The sequence below is a fragment of the Lysinibacillus sp. FSL W7-1291 genome (assembly GCF_038593415.1).
Classification (GTDB): domain Bacteria; phylum Bacillota; class Bacilli; order Bacillales_A; family Planococcaceae; genus Lysinibacillus; species Lysinibacillus fusiformis_D.
The window spans coordinates 197,405-214,494 of record NZ_CP151994.1; the positions used below are offsets into that span (position 1 = coordinate 197,405).

The following is a 17,090-nucleotide window of genomic DNA, read 5'->3' on the forward strand; positions in this document are numbered from 1 at the left end:
GAAAATTTGCATACAGTAGGGGAATGTGTTATGAAACTTTTACAGTTTCTAAAGCGTAAAAGGAGTATGACGATTTAGGAGGAATGACGGTGTTCAAAAAAATAGCAGCAGATGCACTTGGACTTTCAGATATTGGAGTAGTTGTGCCACAAGTGGATTATGATAAAACAGATGCAGATGATTTTATCTTACATGAAATTGACGAAAAAATATATTTTTTAATTAAAACGAAGGCAGATGAGTACTGCTTTACGAATCGTGCCATGATTCATGTAGATGGCGAGAGTGCCATGAGTAAAAAAAGATTATTGCGACGCTATGACTATTCTATGTATGCCATTACAGATGTTTTTCTAGAAACAGCAGGAACAATTGACCTTGATGTCGAAATTAAGTTTACAATTGGTAATTCTCCACTATCCATCGACATCCATAAACGCTTTATTGATGACATTAAAGACCTCTATAAAGCACTACATGCTATTAGCTATGAGCAAAAACACAATGCCTATAAGCTAGAGGTAGCAGAAAAAAGCTTAAACATTGCTTCTTCATCACTTGGACGGATGGGCAATGATAACATTTCCCCATCTACGTCATTCGAGGAAATCACACGCTTTGCGAGTACTTGGATGATCGATCATAAAGATAAGTACAAAAAAGAAGATTTCTCACATATTTTTGATTTATACATAAACAATTGATAAAAATAGCTCTCTGCAAATGTGGAGAGCGTTTTTAACATATAACACTTACATAAAAATTAGAACCAGGAGTGTGACGAAAAATGACAAACGAATTGCATGTGCTTGAAAAGGAAGGATTAGAAAATGATGACTTTATACAGCAACCGCAAGCCGCTGAGACATTGTTCGTAAATGAGTTCATTGATGGTATTTTAGATCCTTCACAGAAGATGTTAGGGCCCATTAAAGACGGTGGAACGATCATTGCCAATACAGCACCTGGATGCTGGGGACCAATGCTTACACCTACTATTCGTGGGGGACACGAAGTAACAAAGCCTGTTTTTGTAGAAGGCGCTGAGGTGGGTGACGCCATCGTCATAAAAATTAAATCTATTCAGGTCACATCTCTGGCAACCTCGTCAGGTTACGATGAGGCGATTATAGATCGATTCATTGGCGACCCGTTCGTTTCTGTCAAATGCCCAGGTTGTGGCAAGTTACATCCAAGCACAATTGTCAAAGGGATAGGTCCACAAGCGATTCGCTGTTCAACCTGTGATACAGAAACGGCACCATTTAAAATGATAAACGGCTATACAATGGCCCTTGATCAAAAAGGCCAAATAGGTGTCACTGTTGGAAGAGAGGGGGCTCGCCGTATCGCCCTTGATGCTAAAAATTACATGAGAACACCTGAAAATTCTTTACAAAATCCAGTTGTTGCATTAGCACCAAGCGACCTAGTAGGTATAATGGCGAGAATGCGACCTTTTTTAGGACAGCTTGGTACAACCCCTTCAAAAGCAATGCCGGATTCTCATAATGCTGGTGATTTTGGTTCGTTCTTAATTGGAGCACCGCATGAATATGCCTTTACACAAGATGAATTGGATTTACATCGTACCGATGGTCATATGGATATAAGTAGAGTACGCGAAGGGGCAACGATTATTTGTCCTGTAAAGGTTCCAGGTGGCGGTGTCTATATTGGGGATATGCATGCTATGCAGGGAGATGGGGAGGTTGCAGGGCATACAACAGATGTAGCTGGTATTGTACAGCTACAAGTTAGTGTCTTGAAAAAAGTAGCATTGGAAGGCCCAGTGTTATTACCAAACGAAGAAGATTTACCTTATACAGCAAAGCCCTTTACGAAGGAAGAAAAGCGCCGTGCACGAGAGCTAGCAGAGGAGTTCGGTGTGAAACAGGTAGAGGAAGCATTCCCTGTATCTATGATTGGTTCTGGAAAAACGCTAAATGAGGCTACGGATAATGCAGTCCAGAGAGCCGCAAAGTTATTTGAGATGAGCGAGCCAGAAGTATTAAATAGAGCGACGATAACAGGTTCCATTGAAATTGGACGTCATCCAGGAGTTGTCACAGCAACCTTCCAAGTACCTAAAACGATATTGAAAAAGGTACGAATTTATAAGACAGTGAAAAAGCAATATGATTAATAGGTGAATTCATTCTAAAGCAAACTGTTAAAGGTTTGCTTTTTTGTATGGGTTATGGGGTGGCAAAGTAAGAATTTGTCTGAAATATGAAGTTTAGATTGAATTCTAATGTTGTGTTGATATAATAGGTAAAGTTTAAAAATGATTAGCCTAACCGAATTTAAATAGAACGTAGCATAGAAAAGTTGGTGTCGAATGACAGAGTTTTTTGGTGTGGAAAATAAAATAGAGAAAAAGAATAGTATAAAACCTTTTATATTAAAAATGAGAGGAGGGGGACATGCCCCCTCTCGAACAAATTTTGCTGATGCCATCACGGGAGCAATAGGCGGCTTAATATGTATTTTTGTTTTGCTATGGCTAACAAATTTTACAGAGGCACCTTGGCTAATGGCTTCACTTGGTGGTAGCTGTGTACTTGTATTTGTCGTCTGGAATGCACCGTTATCTCAGCCTCGAAATATTATTGGCGGCCATTTCATTTCCGCCTTTATTGGTTTGGCTATGTATGCACTATTAGGCTCGAGTATGCTGTCTATTAGTTTAGGCGTAGGGCTAACAATATTTTTTATGGCCTTCCTGGGCATTATCCATCCGCCGGCAGGTGCCAATCCTATAATTATTATTTTAGGAGGCTATGGTTGGAGTTATTTAGTAACACCTGTGTTAATTGGAGCTGTCATTATTGTATTTTTCGGATTGTTGATAAATAATTTACGTGAAAAAAGAAAATATCCACTATTTTGGTGATGGAGATTTCCATCTATGAAGTGTATTCACTTGATAGGTGGTTCTTTTTTGTTTGAGAACATTTTAGCTAGGCATATCACTAATTTTTTAGCATATTTTACTTAAGATTTGTTATATTGAAGAAAGAGTGTTAAAAACATGTATTTGAATGATAGGGGAAGATCTTTGTTGGTCGAATTTGATGGGAGGCTCCAATTTTATGCTGTTGGACTGTGATGAGCAATTATTCATGGCTTATAAACAAAAAAGTGAAAAGGGTGCTGAAAATTTACTAGCAACATGGCTGGAGGCAGAGTCAAATCTGCAGGAAGATCCAAAAATACTTGGTACTTCGCTTTCATCAAAGCTATTTTTAGTAAATGAAGAAACGGCTAAGAATATTGCCTTTTCCACAGCTCGTAAATATTGGGGTCGTGTATCAACAGAAATGCAAATGTATTTTGACAAATATGGCTTAGATGCAAAATTTGTGAATGAACGGCTCAATGCTTTTTTTTATACACAAAAAGGAAAAGAAACTTTTTTTGAGCAACTCTTTGCGCAACACACAATAGACTTAGAACGACTAATTTGGCTAGTTTTTGGGAAACGAATGCAAATAGCAATGCCAGTTAATGAACTACAAACAATTATTTTATATAAATTTCAAGATGAATATTTAGTGCATATGATGTATAAAGAGCATGCATCTTTTTGGCATTGGCTTTTTACAAAAAAGGTTTATTCACTGCTTATCCACAGACCCTTAGAGCAATTCACATTTCTTTATGAAATAATGGGACATTTTGAGCAATCTATGAAAGAAAATTGTGAACATGTGGATAACTTTGTGAATAACTATAAAACGATACTGGATAAGTGTATAACTCATGTGGATAAGCACAATGCTAGCTGTTTGGCAAAAAAACAGTTACGTCTTTATCAAATTGTTGTACACTACCGATTGGCTGAGGGAGATAATAACTGTGTGAAGGCACTTATTACGTCCTTTGAGGCGGATTGGCGCTATTCAATGTATGCATTAACGGAGAAGGAAAAAGTGTTAATAGCCTATCTACTATTTCATATAGCACATCAGGAGAAGGATAATGAATTAGTTATTCAATATGGGGAATATTTATTAGAGGATGAGCGACTTAATAATTATGCAATCGAGATAATGCTTGAATATAAAGAGTTACTACCAAATCGTAAGCCGACTCCTCCTGCAATTATTAAAAACTATGAACTAAATTTTTTAGAGAATTTGTATGCTATATTGCTGGATCATTACGTAAGAATGGGACGTTATCAAGAGGGGTTAGTCCTTTTAAAAGAGCATGTACTAGCATCCAATAAAAAAATACATGCAGCATTAGTGGAGGGGAGTTGTAGCAATGAACAATTGATTGCAATTGAGGCATATGTTCAGCAGGATATTGCATTACACGTTAATAATTCATTACAGCATATTGGGTTATCTGTGGAAGAATGGCGTCAACATTATCGCCAATCAGAGGCTCCTTATTATTTTGTAGCTCAAAGTGCCTCTCTCCATCTATTAAATATTTTAAAGATTTTATTTGTAACAGAGCACTATGAGCTTTTTGAGAAATTAATGGAAATCTACAAAAAGTATTTATTGATTGACGATCATTTTGAAAAGCTACGAGTATTTATAAGTGCATATGTATAAAAGTAGGGCTGTCCAAAAAGTTGATCTTCGGCAACTTTCTGGTACAGCCCTGTTCCATATGCAAATAATGTTAGAATGAGTTTTAGAAGTTTTCTTTCTGTGCCTTCGCTGTCTCAAAAGAAGCTTTTATTTCACTTAAAAGATCACTATCTTTTAATAAGCGATAGCCAGCTGAAGCAAGTGCTTTTGCTCCTTTTATTAAAGCTGCATCACCTTCAGGGGATTTAGCAGCTTCTCTAAATTCATTTGTATGCCCAATTAGATCGTCTGGGCCAATTTTTATATATGGATGTGCTGTTGGAACCTCGTAGCTAATATTCCCAGCATCTGTTGAACCTTTGCCTTGTCCTCGAATTGTCCAAACCTTTTCTCCTAAAGCCTCTAACTCCTCTTGTAAAATATTATCTAGTACAGGATTTAGCACAAAATCCTTTACTTCATTTTGGAATCGTTCAATTTTTACCGTTGCCCCGGTTGCTAGTGCAGCACCTTCAGCAATTGCACGTACCTTTACTGATACCTCCTCTGTTTTTTTCCATGAATCCGCACGAATGAAGAATCTTGCTGCTGCATATTCAGGAATAATGTTTGGTGCATCCCCACCATGTGTAATAATTCCATGAATTCGAACATCTGTAGGAAGCTGCTGGCGTAGAGCATTAATCCCAACAAAAAGCTGGATCACTGCATCTAATGCATTAATTCCTTCCTCAGGAGCCCCTGATGCATGTGCGGCTTTCCCGTAAAAATGAAAATCAAGTGGATCAACGGCAAGTGTTTCGCTTGTTAGAGATGTTTTTCCTGCTGGATGAATCATTAAAGCGACATCTACTTCCTTTAAATAGCCATGTGCTACAAAGCTTCCCTTTGCACTGCCGTTTGGACCACCCTCTTCAGCAGGTGTTCCTAAGACGACGACACTTCCACCGGTTTCATCTAATGTTTTAGAAAGAGCAATTCCGGCTGCGACACTCGTTGTTCCGATAATATTATGACCACAGGCATGCCCTAAACCTGGAAGAGCGTCATATTCAGCAAGAAAGGCAATTGTTGAACCAGGTTTTCCACTGTCTTTCACTGCATAAAAGGAGGTTTCATGTCCAGCAACGGCTGTGTCTACTTTAAATCCTGCATTCTTCAAGATTTCTACATGCTTTTGACTTGCGAAAAACTCCTGATTCCCTATCTCTGGATTGGCATGGATTTCCTGGCTAGTTTCAATATACAATGCTTGATTTGTTTCAATGGATTCCTGGATTAGTTCAATTCCCGATAAAGTTTTGCTCATATTTATCTCCCCCTATAGTCCTTTGCTTTGTTTTATTAACTCATCTTTTGATAAATCAACAACAATAGATCCTCCATTTGTTTCTGCCTCGACTGCCTTCATTACGTCTTCCTCATGATACAGCTCGACAATTCTCTGATATGTTTTATTATCTTGATCATCTGCTCGTGCAGCAAAAATGTTCACATAAGGTAAGGCGTTTGGATCGTTGGCATCTTCAAGATAAATGGGGTCCTTTACGGGATCAAACCCAGCTTGTCCAGCAACTCCATTATTAATAACGGATGCAACTACATCTGGTAATACACGTGGTGTTTGTTGAGCTACAATCGGTAAAATGTCTAAATCTTTCGGGTTGTCGACGATTTTACTTGGGTCACCGAAGAGACCAAAATCATCTGCCAATTTAATTAAGCCAGCTGATTCTAATAATCTTAATGCACGAGCCTGGTTGGAAGGGTCATCAGGGATAGCAATTTTGTCACCTTTTTTAATTTCGTTAACATCCTTCACTTTCTCTGAATATATTCCCATTGGAGCAATAACAGTAGCACCAATTGGAACTAAATCGACATTATTTTCTTTAGTAAATTGTGTTAGAAACGCGATATGCTGAAAGGAATTAATATCAATTTCTTTATTTGCTAATGCCTGATTCGGCAATGTATAGTCAGAGAACTCAACAAGCTCAATTTCAATCCCTTCCTTTTTAGCTTTCTCTTTTAAAATCGGCCATACTTCACCATCTGTTCCAGTTACACCAATCTTTACCTTTTCTTCTTTTTTAGCATTATCTGTAGCTGAATCAGACCCACAGGCAGCCAATGCTAATACGGCTGTTAAAACTAATAAAATACTAAACCACTTTTTCATTATTAATCTCCTCTTTCGTTGTTTTATTCAAATGAAAAATGTCCTTCTTACCGTCGCATAATTTTTCTTGATAGCTTATTCCCAATCCACTGCGCAATTTGTACAAGAATAATAAGAATAATAACGGTCACAAGCATGACACTTCCATCAAAGCGTTGATAACCATATGTCATAGCAATATGACCTAAACCGCCTCCGCCAACTGTACCAGCCATTGCAGAGAAATCTATTAAACCGACTGTCACAAACGTTAAGCCTAAAATTAACGGTCCAAGTGCCTCTGGAATTAATACAGTAAAAATAATTTGTAGAGGACTTGCTCCCATTGCCTTTGCGGCTTCAATTACCCCAGGGTCAATGCTAACTAAGTTATTCTCTACTACTCTCGCAATACCAAATGATGAGGCAATCGTCATCGGAAAGATTGCTGCCCACGTACCAATCGTTGTTCCAACAACCATTCTTGTTAATGGGCTAATGGCCACTAGAAAAATAATAAATGGAACTGGGCGAATAATATTAATTAAAAAATTTAACAATTGAAACACGAATTTGTTCTCTAAAATATTTCCTTTTCGTGTCACATATAGTAGTAAACCTATTGTTATACCAAGAATAGAACCGAAGATAAGGGTTATAATAACCATTAAAATCGTTTCACCCGTAGATTCAAAAATACGGGGCCAAAAAGTCGTCCAATCAACCTTCATTGAATTTTACCTCCTCAACAGTTACAATGTCTTGTAATTCAGTAAGAACACTAGGTATTTTATCGCTATGTCCCTCAAATGAGACGAGCAAGTTCCCATAGAACTTCTCCTGAATTTCTCGGACAGAGCCATAGACGATATTAACGTCCACATCAAATTTTCTTGTTACGCGAGAAAGGATAGGATCGCTAGCAATATCACCTTTAAAAATAACACGGTATAAATTTTTGCCGCCTTTTTTTCTCCATTCCTCTAATAGAGATGCAGATGGTCGATCTTGCTGAACCGATTGAATAAACCGTTGAGTCGTTAAATGCTGTGGATTTGTAAAAATATCAAAAACTGAATTAGATTCAATTACTGCTCCATTTTCCATGACTGCTACTCTGTCACATATTTGTTGGATGACATTCATCTCATGTGTGATTAGCAAAATAGTGATTCCTAAATCCTTGTTTACTTTTTTGAGAAGGCGGAGAATTTCCCCAGTTGTATCTGGATCGAGCGCTGAGGTTGCTTCATCACAAATTAATATATCAGGGGAGGTAGCAAGCGCCCTCGCAATGCCAACCCGCTGTTTTTGGCCTCCAGATAATTGCTCAGGGTAATCGTTCGCTTTTTCTGTAAGACCAACAAAACTAAGAAGTTCTGCAACTCTTTCATTAATTTCTTTTTTAGGCACTCCCGCCAGCTTAAGTGGATAGGCTACATTTCCAGCTACCGTTCTTGAGGAGAATAAGTTGAAATTTTGAAAAATCATGCCGATTCTTCTTCTCAGCTTTCTTACCTCTTTTGGTGTGAGCGAATTAATATCAACACCTTGTACTTGAACAGTGCCATGGGTTGGACTTTCTAATAGATTCACAAGTCGCAATAATGTGCTCTTTCCTGCACCACTAAATCCAATAATTCCAAAAATCTCTCCCTGCTGAATTGAAAGAGATACATCTTTCACTGCATTCACTTCACGATCACCAAATTTAAAGGTTTTCGCTACATTCTGAAATTCAATCATTTACTTGCTCAACTCCCTATTTAAAAATAAAGAACAAAAAGGACCTTCCTTTTGTTCTTATCGATTAAGAAAAAAGGAAGGTCCCCACTATTGAAGAAACTACTTCCTTCTCATCTTTCAAATGTAAGTACATTTGCAGGAATTGGCACGGTATTATGTTAATAACCCGCTGCCGAGACTTCATTGGGCCTGTCCCTCAGTCTCTCTGGATAAGAAGAAATTATCGTATTTAATTGTCTGTTAAGATTTAAACAATACTATAATGCTTGATGAATTATATGTCAACATTTCTTTTAAAAAGTTTTATTAGAAAAATAAATCCATTTACTGTTATAACAGCAGGAGTACATTGGTAGCTGCGTTTTTTCTAGTGAAATAATTTATGCTTATGTTACTGAGGATGTCAATGAGCAGGCAGCCATAAAAAGGTTCAATTTGAAAATTGCCTACTTCCAAATTGAACCTTTCCGTTATTCTAAAACGCCCTTTTCTCGTAAACTAGCAATTTGTTCATCATTATAGCCAAGTGCAGTTAATACTTCTTCATTATGCTCTCCAAGCTTGGCACCGACATACTTGTACTCAGGCTCAGTGCCATCAAATTTAAAGGCAGAAGCAATTTGCTGTTGCATGGTGCCATCGCTTTTTGGAATATCGACGATCATGCCGCGAGCCTTCAACTGTGGATGCTCACATGCTTCTGGAAAAGTGAGTACAGGCTCTACACAACCTTCAAAATCCTCGTTAAATACCTCAAGCCATTCCTCATATGTCTTTGATAGAAAGGCATCATGAACAGCCTCTTTAAAGCGTATTTGCGTATAGTAAGAATCATTAAAGGTATTATCAATCAACTCAGGAATGTCGAGTGCTTCACAGAGCAGTTTACGAAATTGAGGTTCTAAGCTACCGACAGAGAAGAAGCGTCCATCTTTTGTTTTGTAAAAATCATAGTAACTGCCTCCGTTTAAAATTTCTTGCTCTGGCTGTGGTACACGACCACCCCCAATAAACGCAGCACCATACATAGCATTCAGCGAAAAGACAGCATCTGTCATACTAATATCTATGAATTGTCCTTCGCCTGTTTTTTCACGATGAAGGGCAGCAGCCAGTACCCCAATTGCGGCATGCATTGTCCCTCCAGCTATATCAGCTAGTTGAACTCCCATGGAGACAGGCTTTTTATCCTTATGGCGTGAATAATCGAGTAAGCCTGCTAAAGATAAATAGTTATTATCGTGTCCAGGTCGATTGCTATAAGGTCCAGTTTGTCCGTAACCAGTAATCGCACAATAGATAACCTTTGGATTTATTTCCTTTAGAGCTTCATAGCCAATGCCAAGGCGTTGCATGACACCAGGCCGAAAACCTTCGATAATAACGTCATACTCTTGCACCAGTGATTTTACAATGTCTATAGCCTCTGGTGATTTAAGATTTAATGTAATTGATTTTTTAGATCGATTTAAATGTTGATGAATGTAAGCCTCATGATCTTCATCATAGGGAGGCATAATTCGTGTTAAATCAACGCGCTTTGAAGATTCAACATGGATGACATCTGCTCCTAAATCAGCAAAAATCATTGTCGCCATTGGCCCTGGTAGTAATGCAGAAAAATCGAGAATTTTTAACCCTTGTAAAATGCCCAAATCTTCCAACCCCTTTTTGTGTAGGCTACACGACCATCCCATTGATGGAAGCGTAGCGCTTTTCTCATAATCCCCATTGTGTGAAAAGCGTAACGTTCGATTCTGTATTAATACAGTTTATTTTATTTTAAAGAGTATTATAACAGAATAGACCTTAACTTGCCTATGCTATTTTTCATTATAAAATAAACATTTCAACTTTCATATGTCAGAATAACAATAAAAGTAAAAAAATTTAGAATTTAGATTTTTTATCAAATTTCAGACAATAGTTGTCAGTTGTTAGAATATTTAATTTAAGAAAATAAATTGTAGAATTTTGTTTACTAGCTAGCTATATGATACGACCCTTTTTATTGATACAATCCTAGTGGTGTATTGGATTCTTCTTACGCAATTTGGAAATGATACTATTACCCCATTTATTAATAAAGTATCTCTCAAAAAATACATATAAAATTAACGTAAATAGGAGAGAAGAAATGAAATCACATCAATTAAAACTAAAGCATTTAATTATGGGAGTTGCGATGGCAGCATTCTTTTTCACGAGCCTTGGTAGTGTTTGGGGCGGATACAGAATGAATATTGACTCGATAAAGGAAAATACACTAGAAACGAATAGGGTTTATGCTCAAAAATTGGCATCTACTGCGGATTCTTATCTACATGAATCTTTCCAAATATTAGGTTATAGTGCAACTCAGATACAAGCAAAGATGGACGATGCGCAAGCATTGAATCAGGAAACAGAACGTTTGAGATTGCAAAATCAAATGTTTAATTCTGTAGTAATAACAAATGCAGAAGGATTGGTTTTATCCGTCTCTCCACCATCTATTGAAATAAAGGGAGAAATTTTAACATCAATCGGTGCTAAAGAGGCGTTATCCAAAAGGACACCACTTATCTCTAAACCATATGAGGCGATGACAGGACGTCTCATCATTTTTATTTCTCATCCTATTTTTTCCGACTCCAATGAGTATTTAGGAATGATAGCAGGGACTATTTATTTAAAGGAACCAAATGCCTTTAAAACTTTACTGGGAGAGCATTATAGTAAGGACGGCTCTTACGTATATGTAGTTGATTCAGATGGGCGTGTTATCTATCATCAAGACCCAAGTCGGATTAATGATGTGGTAACGAAAAATAAAGTCGTTCAATCGGTGATATCAGGAAAGAGTGGTGCTCAACTTGTTGAGAACACAGAAAGAGTGAAAATGCTTGCTGGCTATAGTACAGTCCCATCAACAGGATGGGGCGTTGTCGCCCAGAAACCTTTAGACGTAGCACTAGCCCCTTCCTTTGATCGTGTGCAGGAAGTCATTATTAAATCTGTACCCCTTATGATTCTATCTATTATCATTGTACTTTGGGCGGCAGCACGCATTGCCAACCCTTTGCAGCAACTAGCAAATTTAACGGAGGAAAGTTTAGATAAGAAAAATGTAGAAGGTTTAAAATCTGTAAGTGGATGGTACTTTGAAGCTTATTCTTTGAAGAATGCCTTGGTTCGGAGTTTATCATTTTTACATGGACAGGTCTCGTTTTTCAAGGATCAATCTACTGTTGATCCACTGACGGGAGTTACGAATCGACGTACAATGGATTCGATGCTTGCCGAATGGTTAACGAACAATGTACCACATGCAATTATTTTACTAGATTTAGATCACTTTAAAAGTGTGAACGACACATATGGTCATGCAGTAGGCGATAAAGTTTTGCAATTTTTAGCCAGTCATATGGAAGCTGTGGCTCGTGAAGGAGATGTATGCTGTCGATATGGTGGCGAGGAATTTGTCATACTGCTACCAAATACGGCAGCAGAAGAGGCAGCACAAGTGGCTGAACAACTACGAGAAATTTTGGCAACAACAGAAAGTCCATGTGGCAGACCCATAACATTATCTGCAGGAATAGCTGCCTATCCAGCAATGGCAGATTCAACAGAGGAACTAATTAAAGCAGCTGACGATGCACTATACCTTGCGAAACAAGAGGGACGCAATCAAGTAAAGGTTGCGGAAATATAAATGCAGTAAAAAATGAAACAAAGGGGCTTACAATTTTGAATTTCGGGGTAATTGATTAATGCAAACATCATTTGGGCAAGCTACTTGTAAGTCATCCGCCATATGACTTCCTAAACCATGTTCAAATGATATGTAACTCGGGTCACATCTCTTGATCGACTTGACAAGACGTAAGGTTATCCCCCTTTCCCTTATGACACCCCAAGGACGACTAGATGTATGCCTATATATCGTGAAAAGCCAAGCGAGCACCGATGCTCCTTGGCTTTTTTGTTGTGTGGATGAAGGGAATTTATTTTGTTATTAGTGAGGGTCAAACGTGGCCACAATGGTTTGAAGAGGAGAGAAGTGGTGATATCACATGGAAGAGCTCGTCAAAGTGTAGAGCCCGTTCTAAAAGTGGGAAAAGATGCTCATTAAGAAGGGCTATCATTCCAAAAGAAATAGAAAGGTGAGTCAAAATGGCGAATCACTCAGTTAGCAAACTGAAAAATTAATCACCATTTCAGAAATAGAAAGGTCATTTGATTAATCAAGAAATTTACCTGACTAATTTAGATTTATCTATGAAGGTTCGTTAGCTACGAGCCGATATAAAGAGTATGAGGAAATGATATTTGTACGTATCAAAATACATAAGCGAAAGGAAGAGTGGGATGGATAAATCTAAAATCCAAAAAGTAAATAAAGCCTTGATAGCAACAGTATTTGCTACAAGTGGGATTGCTGTTGTAGTACCTCCACCACAAAAAGCGGCAGCGGCTACTTCTCCCTTTACAGACATCGACCAATACTCAGTTCATTATAACGATATATTAAAATTATATTCTCAGGGTGTGATTAACGGGTTTGCCGATAAAACCTTCCGTCCGGATGTCAATGTAACACGTGGACAAGCAGCAAAAATGATTGCAACGGCATTAAAATTGGATACGAGAAATGTCCAAAATCCTTATTATAAGGATGTACCGAAGGGTAGCGAATTTTATAAATTTGTCGCAGCATTGCAAAACGCGGGCATTATGTCTGGGTATTCTAATGGCACATTTATGCCAAACGAAGTGATGACTCGTGGCGAATTAGCAAAAATATTAGTATTAGCATTCCATTTGGAGGTATCTCCTAGTTACAACAATATTTTTAAAGATGTAGATAGCCAATCAAGCAATGCTATCTATATTCAAACACTTATCGATTTAAATATTACTGAAGGCACAACACCTGTGACATTCTCTCCGTTTGATGCTGTAAATCGTGGACAGTTTGCTTCTTTTGTGGTTCGTTCACAAGAGAAAAAGAACAATGAAACATCTTTCAAAATTATAGATGTAGATGATGATGCCGTTTATATAAATGGTGAAGCCTATGCAGTTCCAGAAAGCCTTTCACATATTTTTAATGACGATAATGCACCTGTCTTAAAGGGTGCTTATATTGAGGGTGATCTTTCTGGTAAGAAGGTTCGATCCATCTCTAAACTAACATTAAATGCAAGCGGAACAAGCTCAAGATTCCTTGATTTTGATGGTGATTATGGTTCATTAGGTGCAACCATTGTAGTTAATGGCAACTATATTGAATTTTCGAATCTGAAGATGACAGGTACTATGTTCGTCAATGAAACAGTTCGACCACCATTGCATTTAGGTGCTACTAACAATCAACCATTATCCATTGGGCGTGTGGCGAGCAATAATATTTCTTTTATCAACTGGTCGAATCCAGATAATACTAAAGGCGATGGTCCATCTAATAACAATTCAACAAACGATCTTCAAAATTGGACGAACCAAAATCCTGATAAAGATAAGCCATTTGTCAACTGGTCAAAAGAAAAACAAGAAATGAAAAATGTTGAAAAGCATCTTGAATTTTATAACAGCACTGTTTCGAGACTAGTAGTATCACAAACAGGGACAAAAATCGAATCCAATATGAAACTACCACGTGTAGACATCATCGGAAGTGTTCGCGAATTTGAAATTCAAGGCTATATTGGAACATTAAATCTGGATACCGAAACAAAGTTAACGATCTATGGAGATGGCAATATTGATTGGATAAACTACAACAGTTATACAGATTTAGAGCTGTATATAGATGGCCGTATCGGTACTCTATATGTTGATAATTCATACGGCAAGGTTGACATCGGGGACTATACGTATATCGACAAAGTCATTTTACCTAAAGATGAATCTCCAAATAATATCTTTGATGATTTCCTAGATGATAAAGACAATATCGGAAATATCACAGATCCAGATGGCAAACCAATCGATAAAGACGAAAACGAGAATCAGAATCCAGATGATAAAACAAAGCCTATTGTAAGTATTACAAATGTCAAAGTGCTCAATGGCAGTGAGATTCAAGCAGATTTCACATCTGATGAGGTAGGTACGTACTACTATATTGTGCGTGAAAAGGGAGCAGAGGCACCTAATAAACGTGAAATGGTAAACCATCTTTCAATTGAAAACGTTGCATACGGAAGTAGTGCGGCAATCAAAGGCACAAACTCAATAAAAGTTTCAAATCTAGGTGAGAAAAAAGAATATGTCATCTACATCATGGTTGTAGACGGCTCGAAAAATGCATCTGATATTGTCTCTCAAGCATTCCAAATGAAAGATGCAACTCCACCAGTAGTTAAATCTCTACAAGTTACGCCTTTACATGGAGGAACACGTGCTGAATTCAAGTTTGCAGCAAGTGAACCTGGAGATTATTACTATTATGTACGTAAGAAAACAACAGCAGCTGACCCGACGACGGCAGATATCGTCGCAAACCCAACAGGTAAAGGGAAAGCAAAAGCTGGAGAACTTGGAATAACAGGAATTTTAACAGAATTAGATGCTGAAACCGAATATCAACTTTATGTTGTCATGAAGGATGATTCAGGCAACTTCTCGGTAGATCCTATACCTAAAGAGGCGGTTAAAGAGTTTAAAACTGGTGAGCTTGATAATATCCCACCATATGTTGTAGGTGGACAACTTGTATTACTAGATGAGATTAAAAATGAATTTTATCTAACCGTGAGTGAGGATTTAGATCCTATTTCTGCTGAAAAAATAGAGAACTATGATCTTTCAGGTACAGGGATAGTCAATCAAGGTGCACAGCAACCGATACATCCTACAAAGGTTGTCTATAATAAAGCTCAGAAAAGATTAATTTTCACCATTCCATCACTAACAGGCTTTGTAAACGGGGATAATCTAGTTGTTACAATATCACCGAATGTTAAAGATTTGGCTGATATCGAATTTGAAAATATCAATAACATTCCAAATAATACTGTTCCGCGAAACACAGCCGAATACATTCATAACGATATTGAATTACCAGTCCTCACAATTATAGGAGAACCAGTAATTAATAATACAAAGGACCAAACACTTCTTGAGTTTAATGCTTCAAAAGCAGGAACGTATCATTATCTAATTATGGAGTCAGATATAACTCTTACACGTGATGACCGCTTACGTTTAATTGAAGCTGTCCAATTAAATGAAACAAAATTTAAGGTTGGAACAGAAGAAATCGATATTGTTGGGAGCGGAGGTAATAAACCTGCTCAACTAGGAAAACAAAAGGTAGTAATCCCATTACCAACAGCAAATTTAAATCCGTTTAAGAGCTACTCTATCTATATGGTATTGCGCGATCGTTCAGGAAATGTTTCAGATATTGAGACTAGACATGTAATCGATGACCAAACACCACCGAAAATTGAAAATACATCGATAAAGATAGCTCAAGGAGATAAGAATGCTACCTTCAAATTTATGTCAGATGAAGATGGTACGTATCACTATATTCTTAGAAAAGCTGGCGATGCAACAGTTCCAGTACCTTCAAGTGCTGAGGAGGTTATTGAAAGAGGAAGAGCTAGCAATATGCGAAAGGGTACTAATGAAATTAATTTTACCTCTTTAGAACCCCATCAAAATTATGAGCTTTATGTTGCGGTAAAAGATAGATATAAAAATGCAACAATGCTTCAAGTAGGTACTGAGTCAAAAGTATATACTTTTGATGAACAGCAAAATAAAACAATTACTTTGACACCAGGCGAAACTGACAAAGGTGTAATGGCATATAAATTCTTCTCAGATGGTACACCACCAAAGGTAGAGGATCCGATCGTTAAACAGCTTGATGGAAAAACATTAGAAGTGACTTTTTCTGAGGCTATTGAATTAAAAGACTCAGATTTCCAATTAGTGAATCCTGAAACAGGCACTGCAATTACTCCTACTTATGCTTCATGGAAGTGGCAGGATAAGGTAGATGAAATTGATGAATGGAAGCCACGTAAAATGATACTAACATTTGCAAATGAAGTTACACAAAGCTTTGATATGACAATCAATGCTACCGCGAAGGATAAAGGCGGATGGGCATTCAGTAAATTAAAAGCAGAATACAAATATCCAACAAAAGTGAATACAATTACTTCAGCAACGTTAGTACCTGATATACAGTACCCAGGTGACTTAAATATTTCTAAGCAGGTTCGAGTTATTGCTAACTTAGATGCAGATATAACATGGAATCAGCATTACTATTATGCAGTTCTTTCAAAAAACCAGGGTGACTTAACAATAGCTAATATTAAAGATATTATCGAAAGAGCTGATAGCAGTAATTACACAGACATTCCTGGCGGAGGAATAATATCTTATGGTAAGGGACAAATAACAAAACCTTCAGATGCAAGTTCTGAAAAAACATTTACGGCTATTCAAACAAGCACTGATCCAAATTCTACAAACATATTCCAAAAGGATCAAAAAATATATTTATTTACGAAGGATAAATACGGAAATATAGTTTATGCGAAGGAATCTACATCTCCAACAGCTCCAAACTATGTCTTAATCCAACCTAGAACTCAATAGAATATAAGAACACTAGCTATCAA

General features: G+C 37.4%; 11 protein-coding genes and 1 riboswitch. Of the genes, 6 read left to right on the forward strand and 5 right to left on the reverse strand.

Going from position 1 to position 17,090, the window contains the following annotated elements; genetic code table 11:
* The first annotated feature begins 89 nt into the window (after positions 1-89).
* The 4 genes from NST76_RS00985 (at position 90) to NST76_RS01000 (ending at position 4,571) form a co-directional block, all read left to right on the forward strand.
* Entirely contained in the window at positions 90-704 is a 615-nt protein-coding gene (locus NST76_RS00985; protein WP_342535273.1) for a PH domain-containing protein, read from the forward strand.
* A gap of 83 nt (positions 705-787) precedes the next feature.
* Positions 788-2,146, forward strand: coding sequence for an acetamidase/formamidase family protein (locus NST76_RS00990; RefSeq protein WP_342544510.1), 1,359 nt, complete (start codon positions 788-790; stop codon positions 2,144-2,146).
* A 195-nt stretch (positions 2,147-2,341) separates the two neighbouring features.
* Complete coding sequence (locus tag NST76_RS00995; RefSeq protein ID WP_036124979.1) at positions 2,342-2,896, forward strand: HPP family protein; 555 nt, start codon at positions 2,342-2,344, stop codon at positions 2,894-2,896.
* Positions 2,897-3,125: 229 nt separating this feature from the next.
* Entirely contained in the window at positions 3,126-4,571 is a 1,446-nt protein-coding gene (locus NST76_RS01000) for a hypothetical protein (RefSeq protein WP_342535275.1), read from the forward strand.
* Between the two features lie 82 nt (positions 4,572-4,653).
* Here NST76_RS01000 and NST76_RS01005 read toward each other — a convergent pair whose 3' ends face one another.
* The 5 genes from NST76_RS01005 to NST76_RS01025 form a co-directional block, all read right to left on the reverse strand.
* Entirely contained in the window at positions 4,654-5,859 is a 1,206-nt protein-coding gene (locus NST76_RS01005) for a M20 family metallopeptidase (RefSeq protein WP_342544511.1), read from the reverse strand.
* A gap of 12 nt (positions 5,860-5,871) precedes the next feature.
* Positions 5,872-6,732, reverse strand: coding sequence for a MetQ/NlpA family ABC transporter substrate-binding protein (locus NST76_RS01010; RefSeq protein ID WP_058845259.1), 861 nt, complete (start codon positions 6,730-6,732; stop codon positions 5,872-5,874).
* A 47-nt stretch (positions 6,733-6,779) separates the two neighbouring features.
* Entirely contained in the window at positions 6,780-7,442 is a 663-nt protein-coding gene (locus NST76_RS01015) for a methionine ABC transporter permease (RefSeq protein ID WP_036124987.1), read from the reverse strand.
* Positions 7,432-8,457 (reverse strand): methionine ABC transporter ATP-binding protein, encoded by a 1,026-nt coding sequence (locus tag NST76_RS01020; protein WP_058845260.1) that lies wholly within the window; start codon positions 8,455-8,457, stop codon positions 7,432-7,434. Before NST76_RS01020 ends, NST76_RS01015 begins: the two co-directional genes overlap by 11 nt.
* Positions 8,458-8,564: 107 nt before the next feature.
* Positions 8,565-8,673, reverse strand: a riboswitch (SAM riboswitch).
* Between the two features lie 254 nt (positions 8,674-8,927).
* A complete protein-coding gene (locus NST76_RS01025; RefSeq protein WP_101966944.1) occupies positions 8,928-10,112 on the reverse strand; it encodes a CaiB/BaiF CoA-transferase family protein in 1,185 nt (394 codons plus the stop codon).
* Between the two features lie 482 nt (positions 10,113-10,594).
* Between NST76_RS01025 and NST76_RS01030 the strand changes: the two genes are divergently transcribed.
* Positions 10,595-12,154 carry a sensor domain-containing diguanylate cyclase gene (locus NST76_RS01030; RefSeq protein ID WP_036128290.1) on the forward strand — a complete coding sequence of 520 codons (1,560 nt, stop codon included), beginning with the start codon at positions 10,595-10,597 and terminating at the stop codon, positions 12,152-12,154.
* Positions 12,155-12,810: 656 nt separating this feature from the next.
* Positions 12,811-17,067, forward strand: a complete 4,257-nt coding sequence (locus tag NST76_RS01035; protein WP_058845263.1) for an S-layer homology domain-containing protein — start codon at positions 12,811-12,813, stop codon at positions 17,065-17,067.
* Positions 17,068-17,090: the final 23 nt, after the last annotated feature.

Bases quoted from the DNA above. Each gene is read 5' to 3' on its own strand.
- NST76_RS01005 (WP_342544511.1), bottom strand. From the start codon at position 5,859: ATGAGCAAAACTTTATCGGGAATTGAACTAATCCAGGAATCCATTGAA.
- NST76_RS01000 (WP_342535275.1), top strand. From the start codon at position 3,126: ATGGCTTATAAACAAAAAAGTGAAAAGGGTGCTGAAAATTTACTAGCA.
- NST76_RS01010 (WP_058845259.1), bottom strand. From the start codon at position 6,732: ATGAAAAAGTGGTTTAGTATTTTATTAGTTTTAACAGCCGTATTAGCA.
- NST76_RS01015 (WP_036124987.1), bottom strand. From the start codon at position 7,442: ATGAAGGTTGATTGGACGACTTTTTGGCCCCGTATTTTTGAATCTACG.
- NST76_RS01030 (WP_036128290.1), top strand. From the start codon at position 10,595: ATGAAATCACATCAATTAAAACTAAAGCATTTAATTATGGGAGTTGCG.
- NST76_RS00995 (WP_036124979.1), top strand. From the start codon at position 2,342: ATGACAGAGTTTTTTGGTGTGGAAAATAAAATAGAGAAAAAGAATAGT.
- NST76_RS01020 (WP_058845260.1), bottom strand. From the start codon at position 8,457: ATGATTGAATTTCAGAATGTAGCGAAAACCTTTAAATTTGGTGATCGT.
- NST76_RS00990 (WP_342544510.1), top strand. From the start codon at position 788: ATGACAAACGAATTGCATGTGCTTGAAAAGGAAGGATTAGAAAATGAT.
- NST76_RS01035 (WP_058845263.1), top strand. From the start codon at position 12,811: ATGGATAAATCTAAAATCCAAAAAGTAAATAAAGCCTTGATAGCAACA.